This window comes from Chryseobacterium sp. DZ-32 (assembly GCF_059587025.1).
In genome coordinates this window covers 54,972-73,662 of sequence record NZ_JCAIOM010000016.1, presented here as the reverse complement: position 1 = coordinate 73,662, position 18,691 = coordinate 54,972, and the positions used below count along the sequence as shown (strand labels likewise).

General features: G+C 36.9%; 16 protein-coding genes. 7 read left to right on the top strand and 9 right to left on the bottom strand.

The window, feature by feature from the left end; genetic code table 11:
- Positions 1-77: 77 nt before the first annotated feature.
- Positions 78-1,943: a M1 family metallopeptidase gene (locus AC59HC_RS17370; protein ID WP_496559055.1), complete on the top strand. Its 1,866-nt coding sequence runs from the start codon at positions 78-80 to the stop codon at positions 1,941-1,943.
- A gap of 35 nt (positions 1,944-1,978) precedes the next feature.
- On the opposite strand, the gene AC59HC_RS17365 is transcribed toward AC59HC_RS17370, so the two are convergent.
- The 9 genes from AC59HC_RS17365 to clpB all read right to left on the bottom strand — a co-directional run bounded on the left by AC59HC_RS17365 (position 1,979) and on the right by clpB (position 12,851).
- Complete coding sequence (locus AC59HC_RS17365) at positions 1,979-3,364, bottom strand: phosphatase PAP2 family protein (protein WP_482400202.1); 1,386 nt, start codon at positions 3,362-3,364, stop codon at positions 1,979-1,981.
- Positions 3,365-3,471: 107 nt separating this feature from the next.
- Complete coding sequence (locus AC59HC_RS17360) at positions 3,472-4,485, bottom strand: zinc metalloprotease (RefSeq protein WP_496559054.1); 1,014 nt, start codon at positions 4,483-4,485, stop codon at positions 3,472-3,474.
- Between the two features lie 353 nt (positions 4,486-4,838).
- Positions 4,839-5,843: a zinc metalloprotease gene (locus tag AC59HC_RS17355; RefSeq protein WP_202840466.1), complete on the bottom strand. Its 1,005-nt coding sequence runs from the start codon at positions 5,841-5,843 to the stop codon at positions 4,839-4,841.
- A 249-nt stretch (positions 5,844-6,092) separates the two neighbouring features.
- Entirely contained in the window at positions 6,093-6,734 is a 642-nt protein-coding gene (locus AC59HC_RS17350; RefSeq protein ID WP_343641133.1) for a response regulator transcription factor, read from the bottom strand.
- Positions 6,731-7,462, bottom strand: a complete 732-nt coding sequence (locus AC59HC_RS17345; protein WP_343641135.1) for a sensor histidine kinase — start codon at positions 7,460-7,462, stop codon at positions 6,731-6,733. The genes AC59HC_RS17350 and AC59HC_RS17345 overlap by 4 nt, the downstream gene beginning before the upstream one ends.
- Positions 7,463-7,494: 32 nt before the next feature.
- The gene (locus tag AC59HC_RS17340; protein ID WP_110010665.1) at positions 7,495-8,139 is read right to left on the bottom strand and encodes a hypothetical protein; all 645 of its coding nucleotides are present in this window, start codon (positions 8,137-8,139) and stop codon (positions 7,495-7,497) included.
- Between the two features lie 25 nt (positions 8,140-8,164).
- Positions 8,165-8,686, bottom strand: a complete 522-nt coding sequence (locus AC59HC_RS17335) for a hypothetical protein (RefSeq protein WP_110010666.1) — start codon at positions 8,684-8,686, stop codon at positions 8,165-8,167.
- 248 nt (positions 8,687-8,934) lie between these two features.
- Positions 8,935-9,939, bottom strand: a complete 1,005-nt coding sequence (locus tag AC59HC_RS17330) for a zinc metalloprotease (RefSeq protein ID WP_343641138.1) — start codon at positions 9,937-9,939, stop codon at positions 8,935-8,937.
- Between the two features lie 320 nt (positions 9,940-10,259).
- Positions 10,260-12,851, bottom strand: a complete 2,592-nt coding sequence (gene clpB, locus AC59HC_RS17325; protein WP_202840478.1) for an ATP-dependent chaperone ClpB — start codon at positions 12,849-12,851, stop codon at positions 10,260-10,262.
- A 367-nt stretch (positions 12,852-13,218) separates the two neighbouring features.
- Between clpB and AC59HC_RS17320 the strand changes: the two genes are divergently transcribed.
- From AC59HC_RS17320 to paaC, 6 genes are all read left to right on the top strand, one after another.
- The gene (locus AC59HC_RS17320; RefSeq protein WP_202840481.1) at positions 13,219-13,797 is read left to right on the top strand and encodes a TetR/AcrR family transcriptional regulator; all 579 of its coding nucleotides are present in this window, start codon (positions 13,219-13,221) and stop codon (positions 13,795-13,797) included.
- A gap of 250 nt (positions 13,798-14,047) precedes the next feature.
- Positions 14,048-15,364 carry a phenylacetate--CoA ligase family protein gene (locus AC59HC_RS17315; protein ID WP_343641142.1) on the top strand — a complete coding sequence of 439 codons (1,317 nt, stop codon included), beginning with the start codon at positions 14,048-14,050 and terminating at the stop codon, positions 15,362-15,364.
- A complete protein-coding gene (locus AC59HC_RS17310; protein WP_330745192.1) occupies positions 15,364-16,449 on the top strand; it encodes a 2Fe-2S iron-sulfur cluster-binding protein in 1,086 nt (361 codons plus the stop codon). Before AC59HC_RS17315 ends, AC59HC_RS17310 begins: the two co-directional genes overlap by 1 nt.
- An 85-nt stretch (positions 16,450-16,534) precedes the next feature.
- On the top strand, positions 16,535-17,473 hold the full coding sequence (gene paaA, locus AC59HC_RS17305) for a 1,2-phenylacetyl-CoA epoxidase subunit PaaA (protein ID WP_110010672.1): 939 nt from the start codon (positions 16,535-16,537) through the stop codon (positions 17,471-17,473).
- Between the two features lie 111 nt (positions 17,474-17,584).
- On the top strand, positions 17,585-17,866 hold the full coding sequence (gene paaB / locus AC59HC_RS17300) for a 1,2-phenylacetyl-CoA epoxidase subunit PaaB (RefSeq protein WP_002981782.1): 282 nt from the start codon (positions 17,585-17,587) through the stop codon (positions 17,864-17,866).
- Positions 17,867-17,935: 69 nt separating this feature from the next.
- Positions 17,936-18,685, top strand: coding sequence for a 1,2-phenylacetyl-CoA epoxidase subunit PaaC (paaC, locus tag AC59HC_RS17295; RefSeq protein ID WP_202840487.1), 750 nt, complete (start codon positions 17,936-17,938; stop codon positions 18,683-18,685).
- The last annotated feature ends 6 nt before the right edge of the window (positions 18,686-18,691 follow it).

Genomic DNA, 18,691 nt, shown 5'->3' with positions numbered 1-18,691 from the left:
GAAATATTATTGTGAAAGAATGGTCGTCTGATGGTACATTTTCGCTATTTTTGGTGCCTATCTTTAAAGAGATCGCTATGAAGAAAATTTTTTCCGGAATGCTGATCGCAGTTTGTTTACTGCAATTGTCAGCTCAGGAATTGTATATGCCGAGGAATATCAAAAAAGCGTACGAGAGAGGAACACGTGATATCTCCGGAGCGCCAGGAAAAAACTACTGGCAGAATAAAGGAGTGTATAATGTAGAGGTGAAAGTAGATGCTGCTACAAAAATAGTTTCCGGAAAAGAAACTATTGTTTATACCAACAACAGCCCGGATAATCTGAATGAACTGGCTATACGATTTGTGAATAACCTTCACAAACCACAGTCGCCAAGATCAGGATTTGTATCCAAAGATTTCCTTTCATCCGGACTGAAAATTAAATCCTTTACGGTAAACAACATAAAATATGAGATCAACAGTGATGACTGGAGTACTGTTGAAAAAGTAAAATTAAAATCTGCTTTAAAATCTAAATCAAAAGCTGAGGTTAAAATAGAATGGGAATATCCATTGTCGGTTCAGAGTGGAAGAGAAGGGCAGATTGATCCTGAAACATTCTATGTGGCATATTCTTTTCCAAGGATTTCCGTGTATGATGATTACAACGGATGGGATATGCTCCAGCATTCAGACAGACAGGAGTTTTATAATGATTTCAATGATTACAGTTTTGCCATCACAGCACCGAAAAATTATGTAGTCTGGGCAACCGGAGATTTTCTGAATCCGGAAGCTGTGCTTCAGCCTCAATATTTAAAAAGATATAAAGCTTCCCTGAAAAGTGATAAGCTGATGCATATTGCCACAGAACAGGAAATGAAGTCCGGTAAAGTAACCAAACAGAATAAATGGAATGTCTGGAAATTTAAAGCCAGCCATATTACAGATTTCTGTTTTGCCATGAGTAACCATTATGTATGGGATGCCGCCAGCGTTCAGTTAAAAACAAAAAGAGCCAGCGTTCAGGCAGGATATAAAAACGGAGCTAAAGATTTTGAACATTATGTAGACTGGATGCGTTACAACCTGGATTGGTTCTCGAAAAACTGGCCAGGCGTAGAATATCCTTATAACGTAATGACGGCTATCCAGGGATACGCAGATATGGAATATCCTATGATGATTAATGATACCAGTATTCCTGATGATCTTAATGATGCAAGGCTTACGGCAGATCATGAAATTGCCCATACCTACTTCCCTTTTTATATGGGAATCAATGAGACCAGATATGCATTTATGGATGAAGGCTGGGCAACCACGCTGGAATATCTTATAGGGATTGATGAAAACGGAGAAGCTGCTGCCAGGGAATTTTATAAAAACTTCCGCGTTAAAAAATGGATCAATGATCCTTCTGCAGAGCAGGATCAACCGATAATTACCATGAGTACGCAGGTAAGCGGTGCCGGATATGGAAACAACTCCTATGTAAAATCTTCATTGTCTTATCTGGCGCTGAAAGATTATCTGGGAGATGAACTCTTCAAAAAAGCATTACACCATTATATGGACAACTGGAACGGGAAGCATCCTGTGCCATGGGATTATTTCAATTCTATGAATACGGGATCAGGAAAAAATCTGAACTGGTTCTTCCATAATTGGTTTTATACCAATAATTATATAGATTTAAAAGTAACAGGAGCATCCCAAATGAATGACATGCTTACCATCAACGTAGCGAATGTAGGAGGTTTTGCCATTCCGTTTGATGCCATCCTGTCTTATGATGATGGAACGACAGAAAAAATCCATTTTTCACCTTCAGTATGGGAAAAAGACCAGAAACTGACCGATCTAGTCATTCCTATTAAGAAGAAGATAAAATCGGTACAGCTGGACGGAGATATCTTTATGGATTATACTCCGGATGACAACCGTAAAAACTTATAAAAGTAAAGCCTTCAGATTCTGGAGGCTTTCTTGCTTTAAAAATAGGCTGTCAATCGTAAACCTAGCGTGATATAATTGATTTTTTCTTTAGCAATCAGGTTGTTCAGTTCCTGATCCAGTTCAGCACTTTCCTTAATTTCATCGCTGAAGTAATAACGAATGGTGGAGTTGATCTGATTGTAATCCGTATAGAAAGTAAGACCTAATCCCGGATTAAACTTATAAGTCATAGAAGCACCTGTATTCCATCGGAAAGCTGGTTTTGGTTTATATCTGGCTATTTGGAGCTCATGGTTGGGAGCATCGATGTCCTCTCCCTTTACAAATACTTTTCCAGTGGCAGTAGCGGCATATCCTCCGGTAATTTTTAAAGTAAGCTGCCATTTATCTGATATTTCATGGGAAAAATAAGGCCCAATACCTGCAGAAAGGAATCCCATAGATTGTGTTTTGATTTCATGATCACCAAAATCCTGCCCGTCATCTAATGTTATTCTTTGAGATTTAATAGGGAAGCTGCTGAAAGATACATCGGCACCCACACCCCATTTTTTTGAAAAGAAATAAGCGCCTTCCAGTCCGCCCTCAAAACCGATTTGTTTTTTATCATCCAGTTCAGATTCCCTCAGGAAGTTAGTGGTACCAAACGCGGTTCCCATTTTTAAAGAAAGAAAGGATGGATAGTCGTTACCCTGTATTCTGGATAAGATGCTTAAATTATCACCCTTGTTTTTATAAATTTTGTCAATAAAAAAATACCCCAGTTCTGTTGATATAATTCCGATACCTGCACCGGCGAGAATATCCGGAACCCAGTGTCTGTTATTTAAATTTCGTCCAAGTCCCGTAAGGGTAGCAGAACCATATCCGGCAATACTGTAGGCCGGATTCACCAAACCATATTCTTTGTGTAGAAATGTGGCATTGGTAAAAGCCATTGCGGCATGCCCTGATGGGAAAGAGTTGTTTTTGGATCCATCGGGACGTTCCACTTTTGCTGTATATTTAATAGAGTTGACTAAAATAGCCATGATGGCTAAGCTGGTGCCATAGGATAAGGTAGCCCGTCCTATATTGTTACGCCCTTTTACACCTGCCAGTTTTAATCCATAGACTGCAGCAGCAGGAGCGTATTGCAGATAATCATCATATTTTACTTTGAAGTTGGGAAGGTACCGGTTTCTTACCTCGCGAATATTCTCTTTTTCTCCCCATGTTGCTGCGGCTGCCGTAAAAAGTAGAGCTGGAGCCACCGATTTTTTTACCCATTCTTTTTGGAAAAAAGGAGTTTTCTCCTGAATTGTATACCCTGAATTGATGAGAGCCAGATCTTCCTTGAGATTTCGGGATGGGATAGTATCCTGTGCTTTAATACAGGATAATTGCAATAGTATTCCTGATGCTAATGCTATTTTTTTCATCGTAGTGGTGTTGAATTTAAATTGCGTAAAAGTATTAAAAAAATCTATCCCAAAAATTGAGATAGACTATTTTAATATTTTTATAATATTTTAAGTAATCCGGATGATTATCTTAATCCTGCTCTTGGTCCCGATGCTGATACTACAGCCTGCATTCTGGTTTTTTGGTTGGCAGAGAACATAAACATAGATTTGTCATCTACATAATCCATATAATTCATAAACATCTGAGAACGGCTTACACCTCCACAAATTCTGTTTAGAGGATAGGTGGGATTTCCATAATTAGGGCCGGGAGATGTAGGAGTATCATTAGAGTAATCTGTCTGGCAGCCTGTGTCTGATGATCCCCAAAGGTGTGGAAGGTTCAGGTAATGTCCTACTTCATGGGTTACTGTTCTTCCTAAATTAAACGGAGCTGAAGCACCTGTTTTTCCTATATACTGATAGCCTATTACAAGACCGTCATACCATTGTCCTGCATGTTCAGGATAATAAGCGTAGCCCAGTGTTCCAGGTTGATTGTTTTCGTCAAGAATTGAATTTACAACCCAGATATTCAGGTTTTTATTGACATCAGTTGCATCAATTCCTCCGGTGCTGGCTTTTTTCATTTGTTCAAGATCAGATCTCCAGCCTGTTTTTGAACTCTGTTTACGGTTGGTTGCAACTAATTTGAAACGGATTTTTACATCACCTGCTGCTGCAGGCTGAAATGCAGAAGGAATTTTCGTAACATCAGAATTGGTGCCTCCGTAATCGGCATTAAGAACAGCAATTTGTTCTGCAATTCTTGTGTCAGAAACATTTTGAGTAGAAGTGTTATAGATGACATTAAAAACTACCGGGATCTCAACAGTTCCGTCTGCAAGAACTTTTCCCACTTTAAGGTTTTCTGCAAATTTTTCAGTACCGGATTCAATATCCGCTATTTTCTTTTGTAGCGCTGGATTTTTCAAAAGCATTGCTTGTCTGATTTCTTCTGAAGGGCAGCTTCTTTTAAGAGCACTTGGAACAGAATTTTCCTGATCCGCAGGTGTTTCATTTTGAGTGGTTAAACTGTCGGTGTTACATGCCGACATAAAGCCCAGGACCAGGGCTCCAATTAAGAATTTTTTCATATCGTTATAATATAATTTGGTTGAGGGTGTGAAATTATATTATTTGTGATTAATATGCAAATTATTCATTGAAAAAGGTAGAGGAATTTTAAATTGTATAGCATTTGCTTGAATTAAATGCAAATAAAATGATATTTAATTGAATTTTAGTTAAAATTAATTGTTTTATTTATATTTAATAATCAATCGGATTTTATGTGTGAATAATTTCATGTTTTTATTGTTTTTTATAGGATATTTTATACAAACGGAGTGTTGCTGAAACTGAAAAGGGATTTAATTTCAGGAGATAGATAGAATAAAAAAATCTATCTCAATTTGAGATAGATCTTAAGTTTGTCAATATTTAAATTTTAATATACTCTCAATCCGGATCTTGCACCAGAAGAAGCTACTACAGACTGCATTCTTGTTTTTTGTCCTGCAGAGAACATAAACATTGCTGCATCATCTACATAATCCATGTAATTCATAAACATTACAGATCTCTGTACACCGCTGCAAGTATTATATAGCGGGTATGAAGGTTTTCCGTAATTTGCTGTAGTTTGTGTAGGAGTGTCACTTACCTGGTCATTTCCACAATTAGCATCTCCCCAGATGTGTCTTAAGTTTAAGTAGTGGCCTACTTCATGTGTTGCTGTTCTTCCCAGGTTGAAAGGTGAAGAAGCTCCTGTCTTTCCAAAATATGGAGCAGCAATTACAACACCGTCATTCCATAGACCTGCAGATTCAGGGAATGTTGCATACCCAAGAATGGTACGTCCCTGGCTGGTCATTTTACCTACAACCCATAAATTTAAATAATTGGTAGGATTAGTAGCATCAATTCCTCCTTTAGATGCTTTTTTCATATCATCATTGGTAGCCCATCCGGTTTTTGTGGTAGATTTTCTAACAGTATTTACCAGTCTGAATTTTACTTTTGTGTCACCGGAACTTACAGCCTGGAATTCAGTCGGAATTTTGCTGGCATCAGTGTTAGTACCGGAATAGTCAGCATTTAATACTGCAATTTGTTCAGCAATTCTTGCATCAGAAACGTTTTCAGCTGTAGTTCTGTATAGAACATTCACTACAACCGGGATTTCTACAGTACCATCAGCTAAAACTTTTCCAAATTTTACATCATTGGCGAACTTTTCTGTGTTGGTTTCTAATGCTGCAAATCTTTGTTGGAGTTCAGGACTTCTTTTCAATGCTTCCTGTCTGATTTCCTCAGACGCACAGCCCCTTTGAGCAAAACCTGCAGTTGTTACTGCTTCGTCAGTTGTGTTTTCATTTTGATTAGTAACGCTGTCAGTGTTACATGCAGACATTACAGTGAGCATAAAAGCTCCAAATAATAGTTTTTTCATATCAAAATCATTTAGGTTGAGGATGTGAAATTATATTATTTAAAATTAATATGCAAATAATTTGTAATTTAATTGATATATTGTTAATGATTAGTCTTTTTATTTAATTAAATTCTATCGTTATATCGAATGTATTGAATTTTAATCAATTTAGATAAAACTACTGGTTCGTTTTTAGTTTTTGATTATTTTGTGTGTATACTTTTCGTTTATATTTATTTTTTAAAAGAATTTTTTCACTATAAAGACTTAATTAGCAAAACCATTTTTAATGGCAAAAACGGCTAGACCTACGCGGGTTTTAAGATCCAGTTTTTCACATAGCTGATCACGGTAGCTTTCTACTGTTCTCGGACTGCAGCACATTCTGTCGGCAATTTCCTTATAACTGAGTTCGGTTACAGTGTATTTCAGAAACTCTTTTTCTCTGTCTGAAATTTTTATCGCCATTTCAGATTCAGTCTCTTTGTTCAGGTTGGAGAATATAATTTTGGAAGCCCAGTCCGGATAAAAGAAGCCATCACTATTAAGTCGGGTAAGTGCGGTTTCCAGATCTCTTGGATGGGTGTTTTTCAGCAGATAACCTTTTGCTCCGCTTTTGATCATCTTAATTACGCTGTTGTCATCTCCCTGCATACTGAGAGCCATAATTTTAACATCGGGATGGTTTTTTGTAAGCCAGACTGCCGTTTCAAAACCGTCCATAATAGGCATACTGATATCTAAAAGAATAATATCAGGAATGGTATTGCCTTCTTCAAATTTTTGGATAAGATCTTTCCCGTTCTCGCTTACATAGATGACTTCAAATTCACTGAAGTTACCTATAATTCCTTCCAGGGCTTTTGCAATAAGTATATGGTCGTCAACAATTACGATAGATTTTTTCATGATTGCTTTTTTAAGATAATATTGATTTGGGTTCCTGCATTTTCCCGGCTTTCCATACGAAAACTAGCTCCTATGATTTCCGCTCTGTTTTTCATATTGGTAAGGCCTATTCCGTTGGATTTGATCTGTGAAGTATCGAACCCGATTCCATCATCACGAATATCAAGTTCCCAAAGGATGTCTTCAGACGTATTCAGGCTGATAAAAATATTTTTACAGCGGGAATGTTTTATACTGTTCTGAATAAACTCTTGGGTAATCCTAAGAAGAACATTTTTATGAACAAAGCCCAAGTCCAGTTGTTTAAAATTATGCTCAAAATTTACATGGCACTTTTTAAAGGAATTGGTATTGTCTACTTCTTCCTGTATCAAAGTTACAATTTCCTTCTGGTTGATATTGTCGTCTGTAAGTGTTTTTGACAAGCTTCTGAGATCCTGCAAAGATTGGTTGATGATTTGTGAAACCTGATCAATTCTTTCACTTGCTTCGGATACTTTATTTTCATAAAGCATCTGTTGTACATAGAGGCTTACCAGGGTAAGTTTCTGACCAATATTATCATGCAGTTCTCTTCCGATCTGCTGCATGGTGGCCTGCTGAATTTCCAGTTGGGTAGAAAGGAGCTCTCTCTGATGAAGTTCATTTTTTCTTTCAATTTCATTCAGATGTTCCTTCTTGCGTTGTTTGTAACTTCTGATGTAGATCAAAACTGCCGTTACAAACATAACAAAAAGTATATTAAATAGAATGATAACTATTAAGAGCTCTGTTTTCCCCATATAAATGAACTTGCAAATAAGATATACATCACTGAAACTGATACCAGAAAATAACTAAAATATATATCCCAAATTTCCTTGTATTTTACCAGAAGTGATAAAAATGACATGAAAGGTAATGTTCCTATATATGATAGCGTAATCCCAAGGTTAATATAAAACATTTTGTTTTTATTGAAATTGAGAATTTCCTGTGAAGTAATTTGTTTATAGTACTCCATTATTACCAAAAGCATCAAAATAAGACAGCCAAACGTATAGTTGAAGGCAAATACAATTTTACTTTTGGAAAAATATAATTCGTTGGGAATAAATGAAAGCAGATATAAAATGGAAAATATCCAAAACAATTTGGGTTTTCCTAAAGATTTTGCAGCATATAACCAGTAAAAAAATACGAACTGGATTGGCATTAAAAGGTAGTTATAATACTGGGCTTTGGTAAAATGAACAAAACTTCCCCACTTGCCATAAGCTTCCCCAAGAAAAATAAATACCAGATAAAACACAAAAAAATTCCAATATTGTTCTTTTAAACGGTTATAATGAAAGAGTGCTATGACTGCGGCAAGTCCTTCAGCCCAAAGCAGACTTTGTTGTGCAAATTCCTGGAATTCTGTCATACAGTTTTGATATAATATACTACAATTAAAAAGACTCTCCTAAAGGAGCTTTTGGTGGAACAAGTATTCCGTTATTTTCTCCAAGACCGGTGTCATCATCTTCTTCCGTACCTTTGTTTGCTAATACTAAAGATTTTCCTTCAGCACTCTGAAAAGGATTGAAATCATAATCAATAAGCTCTCCGGTTTCATTGGCTTTTTTTAATGTTGGGACCATCACCAGCGTGTGTCTTCCTGCATATTCTGTCGGAACAGGATGTGAATCCATGATAGACCAGTTTTCCTGTTTCGGATAAGTAGCATAATAAAATCTGATCCCTAAGTCTTCTGAAGATGCAGCTGGGTTCACTTTGGCAGCTTCTTCTTCGATCTTTGCAATAAAACTTTTTAGTTTAGGAAGATCAAACCAGATGGAATGAGCATCTTGTATTCCTAAGGCGGTATTAATAGCAGTGAGATGATTTTGACGGTAATTGTCAATCAGAGCCTGGATAAGACTGTTTGACATAATTCCAGGTTCCAGTGGATTGTTTGATTCTGTATTCATAGCTTAGTGGTTTGCGGATAAAACTTAATTAATATGCAAATTTCGGAAAAATAATGGTAGAAAATGTATCTGTTAATAGGGAATTACACTGTTATTTTTACCGTGATTTTACGGATTGTATATTTTATAAAGAATAAGTTGGAATTTGGAGAAAATCTTTCAATCTGAATTCTTTGAAAGGCATACGGGGGGCAAAACACAAAAGGTCGCCTTTCACAAGCGACCTTTTATATTGTTTTTTTAATTTTTTACAGAACTCTTAATCCTGCGCGAGGGCCGGATGCTGAAATGGTAGCCTGCATTCTGCTGTTTTGTTGTTGTGTAAACATAAACAATGTTGTTTCGTCAGAATAATCCATGTAATTCATAAACATTACAGAGCGTGAAACTCCTCCGCAGGTTTCGTATCTCGGATAAGTTGGTACACCGGAGTGTTTTGTAATCTGTTGAGGTGTATCATCTACGAAATCGTTACCACAGTTGGCGTCTCCCCAGATATGTCTTAGATTTAAGTAATGTCCAACCTCGTGTACTGTTACTCTTCCCTGATTATGAGTGGCATCAGGACCACCTTCACCCACATAATCGTCCATCATAACAACACCGTCGTTCCAAAGTCCTGCATCTTCCGGGAAAGTAGCATATCCTAAGACATATCCGGACTGATACGGCATATAATCAACTACCCAGATATTCAGATACTGGTTAGGATCCGTAGAGTCCATTCCTCCTGTAGATGCTTTTTTCATTTTATCATCCGGTGCCCATCTGGAAGTCTTTGTCGACTTTCTGTTAATGCCCGCCAATCTGAATTTAATTTTGGTATCTCCTGCATTTACCGGTTGAAATTCTGCGGGAATCTTGGAAATATCAGAATGTGTAGATGCGAAGGCTTTATTAAGTACATCTATTTGGGAATTTATCCTGGCATCTGATACGTTATTTGATGCTTTTGTGTAAAGGACATTGAAGATGACCGGTATTTCTACGCTTCCGTCAGGCAAAACTTTACCCATTTTTTTCTGCTCGATATAGTTTGCGGTCTGGCTTTCTATCTGAAGCATTCGCTGCATAGCTGCAGGATCTTCAGCAAGGTGTTTTTTTCTGAGAATATCAGAGCCGCAGAAGGCCTCTTTGCCGGCTGTGATATTGGTTTCTTCCACGTTTGTGTTCCCTGGAGTAATGTTTTCTGTTTCATTATTATTACATGAAACCAGGAGTGTGATTAAGACTCCGAAAATTGTTTTTTTCATAAAATCTCGTTTTTTAGTAAAACGAATATAGGTGAAATTTTAATATGATATATTTAATTAATCAGTTATTATTTTATGTTAAATTTAATTTATTTTTATTTTGTATGAAATATTTACATTATTAATATTTTTTTTTAATAAATATGCTACAGATTAGATTTTTTAATAGGGATATTTTTTCTAAAAATTTGAAATTAAATGTAAATTATTATTTATTGAAAATAAATTGCTTAAAAAGATGTTGGTATAAAAAATAAGTGCTGCAGATTATTCTACAGCACTTACTTACAAAAATAATGTATATGAAAAAAACTATTTTATTATTCAGTAGGTCGGAAAACCAAACCTGTTTCTACAAAGTAATCCAGCGTAATTCTATCTCCATCATTTACATTTCCTGCAAGAATCTCTTTAGAAAGTTTGTTTAAAACTTCCTGCTGAATTACTCTCTTCAGTGGTCTTGCTCCGAAGGCAGGATCATATCCTTTGTCCATCAGATAATCTACTGCGTCCTGAGTGAAAGTCATAATAATGTTTCGTTTAGATAACATTTCATTAAACCCTCTCAGCTGATACTGAACAATTTTTCCGATTTCTTTTTTTCTTAAAGGCTGGAAGAGTACAATTTCATCAATTCTGTTCAGGAATTCCGGACGGAGCGTTTGTTTCAGCAGATCGAATACTTCGTCTTTTGTTTTATCCACAATTTCATCCTGATTTTCCTCCGTAAGATTCTCAAAATTCTCCTGAATCAGATGTGATCCTAAATTCGAGGTCATGATGATGATGGAATTCTTGAAATTCACTACACGGCCTTTATTATCCGTCAGACGTCCGTCATCCAAAACCTGAAGTAATGTATTGAAGACATCAGGATGTGCTTTTTCAATCTCGTCTAAAAGCACTACGGAGTAAGGTCTTCTTCTAACCGCTTCAGTCAATTGTCCGCCTTCATCATATCCCACATATCCAGGAGGCGCTCCTACTAATCTGGAAACACTGTGACGTTCCTGATATTCACTCATATCAATTCTGGTCATATTGTTCTCATCATCAAATAAGAACTCCGCCAGTGCTTTTGCCAGCTCCGTTTTACCTACTCCGGTAGTTCCCAGGAATAAGAAGGATCCGATAGGCTTTTTATCATCACTCAATCCGGCTCTGTTTCTTCTGATCGCATCTGCAACCGCCTGAATCGCTTCATCCTGTCCCACAACTCTATGATGCAGTTCGGCCTCAAGATTCAATAACTTATCTCTTTCTGATTGCAGCAATTTAGTTACAGGAATACCTGTCCATTTAGCAATCACTTCAGAGATGTTTTCAGCAGTCACTTCTTCTTTGATCAGTTCATTCTGATGATTCTGCATTTCGAGTTCAACCTTGGCAAGCTCTTCTTCCTTTTCACGAAGTTTTCCGTATTGGATCTCCGCTACTTTTGCATAATCTCCGGCTCTGGAAGCTCTTTCTGCTTCGTGTTTCAGAGATTCTATATCTTTTTTGATCTGGGTAAGATCTTCACTTTTCTGTTTTTCTTTCAGCCATTTGGCATTGATCTCATTTCTCTGTTCGGATATTTTTGCAATATCTTCCTTAAGGTGATCAATCTTGGTCTGGTTGCCTTCTCTTGAAATAGCAGCAAGCTCAATTTCCATCTGCATGAGTTTTCTGTCCAGAACGTCCAGTTCTTCCGGTTTGGAATTGATTTCCATTCTCAGCTTTGCAGAAGCTTCGTCAATAAGGTCAATGGCTTTATCCGGTAAAAAACGGTCTGAAATATATCTTTGAGACATTTCCACAGCGGCAATAATTGCCTCATCTTTGATTCTTACTTTGTGGTGAGCTTCGTATTTATCTTTAATACCACGAAGGATAGAAATTGCAGATTCAGTATCCGGTTCTTCCACCATTACCTTCTGGAAACGTCTTTCCAACGCTTTATCTTTTTCAAAATACTTTTGGTATTCATTCAATGTAGTGGCACCAATCGCTCTTAATTCTCCTCTTGCCAGAGCAGGTTTCAGAATGTTGGCAGCATCCATTGCTCCTTCACCACCTCCGGCTCCTACCAAAGTGTGGATCTCATCAATGAAAAGAATAATCTGTCCATCAGACTTGATTACCTCATTCACCACAGATTTCAGTCGCTCTTCAAATTCACCTTTGTATTTTGCCCCGGCGATCAAAGCTCCCATGTCTAATGAATAGAGAGTTTTATCCATCAGGTTTTCAGGGACGTCGCCACTGATAATTCTGTGGGCAATTCCTTCAGCAATTGCGGTTTTACCTACTCCCGGTTCCCCGATAAGGATAGGGTTGTTTTTTGTTCTTCTGGAAAGAATTTGCAAAACTCTTCTGATTTCTTCATCACGTCCGATGACAGGGTCCAGCTTACCTTCTGCTGCTAATTCATTAAAGTTTTTAGCATATTTATTTAAAGACTGATACGTTTCTTCTGAACTTGCAGAAGTAGCTTTACTTCCTTTTCTTAATTCTTTAATTGCGCCTTCCAGCAGATTTTTGGTTACACCCATATCTTTCAGCATTTTGGAAACTTCAGAAGAGGTGTCCAAAAGAGATAGCCATAAGTGTTCAATCGTTACATATTCGTCACCCATCTTCTTAGCGATATTTGGTGCGTCCAGCAATACTTTGTTGGCAGATTGTGAAAGATAAATATTTCCTCCCTGAACTTTAGGAAGCTTTTCTAAATTTTCACGGTTGCGCTCTCTTACTAATGCTGCATCTGCTTCAGATTTTTTTAATAAGAAAGGCGAAATATTTTCATCTACCTGAAAAATTCCTTCAAGAAGATGTTGAGGTTCAATGCTTTGGTTGCCAAACTCCATCGCAACCTGTTGTGCTGCCTGGATGGCTTCCTGTGATTTTACAGTATATTGGTTTAAGTTCATATTTTATATATTTTTGGTAATGATTCGTTTAAAGTTTAGTTTTTAAAAAACATCAAGAAACCAAATTCTAAGGCTTAGTTTCTTAATGCCATCAATTATTTAATCATTTATTCGATGACTGTATCGCAAAAACTGTTCAATTATTAAATTTACAAAAAAACTGGACAAATTTTCCGGATATTATATTTTTAACGGAAATTTAACTTGACAAAATTTCCGGTTTCGTCATTATCTCTTTATAATTGATGAACAAATCGTCATAGCAGATAAATAACTCAACGATTAAACTGAAGATGAAGACTTTTTTCTTTTTATGATCAAAAAAACGACAGTTTAAATCAGAATAATTACTTTTGCATTTTACCAGATGGAACTCAAAGAAAAACAGAGAAAAATACTCAACGTAGCAGTAGAACTTTTCAAAGAGAAAGGGTATATGGGAAGCTCAGTACGAGACCTGGCTACAAAACTTAATATCAAAGCTGCATCACTGTATGCACATATCCGTTCAAAGGAAGAAATTCTGGAATGGATTTGCTTTGGCATTGCTCAGGAGTTTTTCGATGAACTTCAGGAAGTAAAAAATACCAATATCGCTCCCAGAGAAAAACTGAATCTCTTATTAGATAAACACTTATCTGTTGTTCTTAAAAATCGTGATGTTACCCATATCTATTCCAATGAATGGAAACATCTTGAGGAAAGGCTTCCCGAATTTGTAGAATTAAGGAAAAACTACCAGCAGGAAGTAGAACAACTGATTTTTGAGATCTACAAAGCAGAAAACTGGGAACTGAAATCACCATCATTTACCACCAGATTTATCCTTCATACTTTAAATAATTCCTATTTCTGGTTCAAAAGAAGCAGCGATTCTACGGATGAAATTACAGAAGAAATCAGAGAGAAAATTCTTTTCGGCCTGCTTGGAAACCAGAAGAAATAAGCACGCCGTTTGTCATTGACTACATCAAATCTTCGATTTCTGACGAAGGAAGAATCTCATAGTTATGTTATTTAATCATGTATTTAATAAGAGATTCTTCGCTACACTTCGTTCCGCTCAGAATGACATTGGACATAATTTTAAGCACTTTTCTTATTTAGAATCATTCAAAATATGACAAAAGTCATAAAAATTTTGCCAGCTTCCGAAATCTTTTTAAATTTACACCTAACAAATGTTAGTTAGTTTTATGGATTTTTCAGTTGAATATCTGGAGCTGGGTCAGTTGAGACAGCTTCAATCCGACCGGTTGATTAGCCTGATCAGCTATTTGGGAGAGAAGTCGGAATTTTATAAAAAGAAATTTGATGAACTTCAAATATCCCCTCAGGATATAAGGTCGATTGAGGATATCACTAAACTTCCTATTACTTACAAGCAGGATTTAAGAGATAACTATCCGTTCGGATTATTTACGGTTCCTAAAAATGAGCTTCAGCGGATTCACTGCTCAAGCGGAACGACAGGAAAACCGACTGTGGTAGGATATACAAAAGAAGATGTAGAGCTTTTCAGTGAAGTGGTGGCAAGATCACTGAATGCTGCTGGTGCTAAACCGGGAATGCAGTTACATAATGCTTATGGTTATGGGATTTTTACAGGAGGATTAGGTCTTCATTACGGAGCCGAAATGCTGGGAATGAGTGTTCTTCCCATTTCAGGGGGAATGACGGCAAGACAGGTAGATCTTATTGTAGATTTTAAACCGGAAGTGATCTGCTGTTCTCCTTCATATGCTTTAACGATTGCAGATGAATTTGCAAAAAGAGGAATATCAGCAGATGAAATCAGTCTTAAATACGCTGTGCTGGGTTCAGAGCCATGGACGGAGATTATCAGAGGACACATTGAAGAAAGATTAGGCGTTCATGCAACCAATATCTATGGATTAAGCGAAATTATCGGTCCCGGAGTTTCCATGGAGGATTTCGAAGAGAAGGGAGGAGCTTATATCTGGGAAGATCATTTTTATCCCGAGATTTTGGATCCTGTTACCAAACAGCCGGTTCCTTTTGGAGAAGAAGGGGTTTTAGTGATTACTACTTTAACTAAAAAAGCAATGCCGCTTTTACGTTACTGGACGAATGACATTACAAGTCTTTACTACGATGAAAATGCCAAAAGAACAATGGTGAAAATGAAACCTATCGTAGGAAGAGCAGATGATATGCTGATCGTAAGAGGAGTAAACGTATACCCAAGCCAGATTGAAGATGCTTTTTCTTATGTAAAAGGAGTGGTTCCCAATTACTATTTAACACCTGTAGAGAAAGAACACATGTGTATTGCTTTGGATATTGATGTTGAAATAGATGACGAATTGGTAAAATCTCAGAAAATGGAAGCCAATACCGATGATTATTTTAATTTTGTCGGCAACTTTGGGAAAAACATAGAAAACGAAATAAAAAAGAGAGTAGGAATCACTACGAAAGTAAAAGTTCATGCTCAGGACAGCCTGCCAAAGTGCGAAGGTGGAAAAATTAATAGAATACTAAAAAAATAATGAATTCATTTTATAAACTTAAAACAGTTAAAGTTCAGAAAGATACTTCCGAAGCAGTGAATGTGGCGGTAGAAATTCCTGAAGAACTGAAAGATAAGTTCAGGTTCAAGCAGGGACAATATCTGAATTTCCGAATGATGATCAACGGAAATGAAGAAAGACGTTCTTACTCTATCTGTAATGCTCCAAGTGAAAAAGGCAATACACTGGAGGTATTGGTGAAATTATTGGAGGGTGGAAAGGTATCTGGCTATTTCAATGAGCATCTTCATATGGATGAAGTGCTGGAAGTAATGCCTCCGATGGGTGGTTTTAATACCTCTTATCATCCAAGCAATGTAAAAACTTATGTCGGACTGGCTGCAGGTAGCGGAATTACGCCTGTATTATCCAATATTAAAGAAAGTCTTTATCAGGAACCTAACAGTAATGCTTATCTGTTTTACAGCAACAGAAGCATGAATCATGTTTTAAGAAAAGCAGAGATTGATAAACTGGTTGAACACTTCAATGGCAGGCTTAAAGTGGTTTATTTAGTAAGCCGTGAGAAACATGAAGATCCGGTTTTTGAAGGAAGGATTTCATCAGAAAAATTAGAACAGCTGTTTGAAAGATATACAGATATTGATGTAAAAGAAGCTACTTATTTTATTTGCGGACCTTCAGAAATGATTAAAGGGATTGCAGACTATCTGAAAAAAGATAAAAAAGTACCTGCTATCCAGGTATTATTTGAATATTTCACCGCTCCGGATGAAGAAAATACGGAGGAAATGAGTGATGAATTCAAAGCCATTGCCAATATTGAAAGTATGGTAACGGTAATCATTGATGACGATGAATATTCGTTCCACCTTAATTCTAAAAAAGAGAGTATCTTAGATAAAGCATTGAAAGACAATCTTCCTGTACCTTTTGCATGTAAAGGAGGTGTTTGTTGTACGTGTAAAGCACAAGTTCTGGAAGGAGAAGTTTTCATGGAGAAAAACTATGCGCTTACCGAAGAAGAAGTAGCCAGAGGCTATGTTCTTACCTGCCAATGTCACCCGACAACGAATGTGGTGATGCTTAATTATGATGTTTAAAAATTAATGTAACAATATAACAATGTATCAATATAACAATCATTGGTACATTGCTAGACTAATACATTGTTAAATTGAAAAAATTATGGACTTAGAAAAATTTGTTCAATACGTTCACGAAGAAAATAAAGTAGAACCAAAAGATGTAATGCCTGATGATTACAGAAAGCTACTGGTTCGTCAGATTTCACAGCACGCGCATTCTGAAATTGTAGGAATGTTGCCGGAAGCCAACTGGATCTCCAGAGCGCCTTCATTGAGAAGAAAAATGGCTCTTTTAGCCAAAGTTCAGGATGAGGCAGGCCACGGCTTATATCTTTATTCTGCTACCGAAACATTAGGAGACGGAAGCATCCGAGCAGACAGAGATGCTACTTATGATGATATGCTGGAAGGAAAAGCAAAATATTCAAGTATTTTCAACTATCCTACCCTAAGCTGGGCTGATATCGGTGCCATCGGTTGGTTAGTAGACGGTGCGGCTATTATGAACCAGGTAATGCTGATGGGGAATTCTTACGGTCCTTATTCAAGAGCGATGGTGAAAATCTGTAAGGAAGAATCTTTCCACCAAAGACAAGGGTATGAAATTCTTATGGCATTGTGCCGTGGAACAAAACAACAGAAAGAAATGGCTCAGGCTTCATTAAACCGTTTCTGGTGGCCGGCTCTGATGATGTTCGGACCTAATGATGACAGCTCACCCAACTCTAAAATCTCTATGAACTACAGAGTAAAAAGAGAAAGTAATGACAGTCTTCGTCAGAGATTTATCGATGTTACCGTTTCTCAGGCTGAATTCTTAGGATTAACCATTCCTGATAAAGATCTGAAATGGAATGAGGAAAGACAGCATTACGATTTCGGAGAACTTCCCTGGGATGAATTCATGGAAATCTTAAAAGGAAACGGTCCTTGCAACAAAAAGCGTATCGAAACGAAGAGAAAAGCTCAAAGAGAGAATGCTTGGGTAAAAGAAGCTGCGGCGGCTTTTGCAGAAAAACAACAAAAAGAAGTAATATAATAATGTAACAATATACCAATGTAGAAATGTAACAATCATTGTCATGCTGAGCTTGTCGAAGCATTTCATTGTTAAACTGGTACATTGATACATTGTTAAATTAATTTGATTATGGCAAATTTAGATATGTGGGAAGTGTTTATTCAGACTAAACCGGGATTATCTCACAAACACGTTGGAATTGTACAGGCACCAACAGCAGAAATGGCTTTGCAGAACGCAAGAGACGTTTATACAAGAAGAAAAGAAGGAACCTCTGTTTGGGTTGTTCCAAGTAAATATATTGTGACTTCGGAAGGAGTAGATAAAGAAGCATTCTTTGATCCGGCTGATGATAAACTATACCGTCATCCAACTTTCTACGAGATTCCTAACGACGTAAAAAATATGTAAAAATGCTAATGGCTATTAGCTGCTTGCAATTTGCTAAAAGCTACATGCCAAAAGCCAAAAGCTAAAATAATGAACCCATTATATAATTATTTATTAAAACTTGCAGACGACAGTTTCATTATGGGACAGCGTCTGTCTGAATGGTGCGGTGAAGGTCCTTACTTAGAGGAAGATATTGCATTGACAAATATTGCGTTGGATGAACTAGGTCAGGCGAATAACTTTTACGTTTACGCTTCGAGAATGATTGATAACGGTAAAAGTGAAGATGATATCGCATTTTTAAGATATGAGCATGAATATGTGAATGCCCATTGGGTAGAACTTCCTAATGAAGATTATGCACAGACTATTCTTAAAGTATACGTATTATCTGTCTATCAGAAACTGATGTATGAGGCTTTATCAAACTCTGCTAATGAAGAATTGGCTGCCATTGCTCAAAAATCACTGAAAGAAGTAAGATATCACTATACACACGCTGCATCCTGGATGAAAATCTTTGCTCAGGGAACAGAAGAAAGTAAGTCCCGTCTGGTAAAAGCTATAGAAAATATCTGGGAATATACGAAAGGTCTTTTTGCTAAAACAGAAGGTGAAGATGATCTTGTTGCCTTGAATATTGCTCCCAATTCAGATGCGCTTTACGAAGAATTTCTTGCGATTACCAAGAAAGATTTTGCAGATTTTGGTTTAGAATATCCGGAAAATCATTTCATGCAGCCCAAATCAAGAACAGGATATCATACAGAGTATTTCGGATATATCCTTTGTGAGCTTCAGTATATGCAGAGAGCGTATCCTGGCTGTACGTGGTAGTAAATT

What these genes read in the sequence shown, in the direction of transcription:
- AC59HC_RS17370 (WP_496559055.1), top strand. Translation starts at nt 78, where the DNA reads ATGAAGAAAATTTTTTCCGGAATGCTGATCGCAGTTTGTTTACTGCAA.
- AC59HC_RS17365 (WP_482400202.1), bottom strand. Translation starts at nt 3,364, where the DNA reads ATGAAAAAAATAGCATTAGCATCAGGAATACTATTGCAATTATCCTGT.
- AC59HC_RS17360 (WP_496559054.1), bottom strand. Translation starts at nt 4,485, where the DNA reads ATGAAAAAATTCTTAATTGGAGCCCTGGTCCTGGGCTTTATGTCGGCA.
- AC59HC_RS17355 (WP_202840466.1), bottom strand. Translation starts at nt 5,843, where the DNA reads ATGAAAAAACTATTATTTGGAGCTTTTATGCTCACTGTAATGTCTGCA.
- AC59HC_RS17350 (WP_343641133.1), bottom strand. Translation starts at nt 6,734, where the DNA reads ATGAAAAAATCTATCGTAATTGTTGACGACCATATACTTATTGCAAAA.
- AC59HC_RS17345 (WP_343641135.1), bottom strand. Translation starts at nt 7,462, where the DNA reads ATGTTTGTAACGGCAGTTTTGATCTACATCAGAAGTTACAAACAACGC.
- AC59HC_RS17340 (WP_110010665.1), bottom strand. Translation starts at nt 8,139, where the DNA reads ATGACAGAATTCCAGGAATTTGCACAACAAAGTCTGCTTTGGGCTGAA.
- AC59HC_RS17335 (WP_110010666.1), bottom strand. Translation starts at nt 8,686, where the DNA reads ATGAATACAGAATCAAACAATCCACTGGAACCTGGAATTATGTCAAAC.
- AC59HC_RS17330 (WP_343641138.1), bottom strand. Translation starts at nt 9,939, where the DNA reads ATGAAAAAAACAATTTTCGGAGTCTTAATCACACTCCTGGTTTCATGT.
- clpB (WP_202840478.1), bottom strand. Translation starts at nt 12,851, where the DNA reads ATGAACTTAAACCAATATACTGTAAAATCACAGGAAGCCATCCAGGCA.
- AC59HC_RS17320 (WP_202840481.1), top strand. Translation starts at nt 13,219, where the DNA reads ATGGAACTCAAAGAAAAACAGAGAAAAATACTCAACGTAGCAGTAGAA.
- AC59HC_RS17315 (WP_343641142.1), top strand. Translation starts at nt 14,048, where the DNA reads ATGGATTTTTCAGTTGAATATCTGGAGCTGGGTCAGTTGAGACAGCTT.
- AC59HC_RS17310 (WP_330745192.1), top strand. Translation starts at nt 15,364, where the DNA reads ATGAATTCATTTTATAAACTTAAAACAGTTAAAGTTCAGAAAGATACT.
- paaA (WP_110010672.1), top strand. Translation starts at nt 16,535, where the DNA reads ATGGACTTAGAAAAATTTGTTCAATACGTTCACGAAGAAAATAAAGTA.
- paaB (WP_002981782.1), top strand. Translation starts at nt 17,585, where the DNA reads ATGGCAAATTTAGATATGTGGGAAGTGTTTATTCAGACTAAACCGGGA.
- paaC (WP_202840487.1), top strand. Translation starts at nt 17,936, where the DNA reads ATGAACCCATTATATAATTATTTATTAAAACTTGCAGACGACAGTTTC.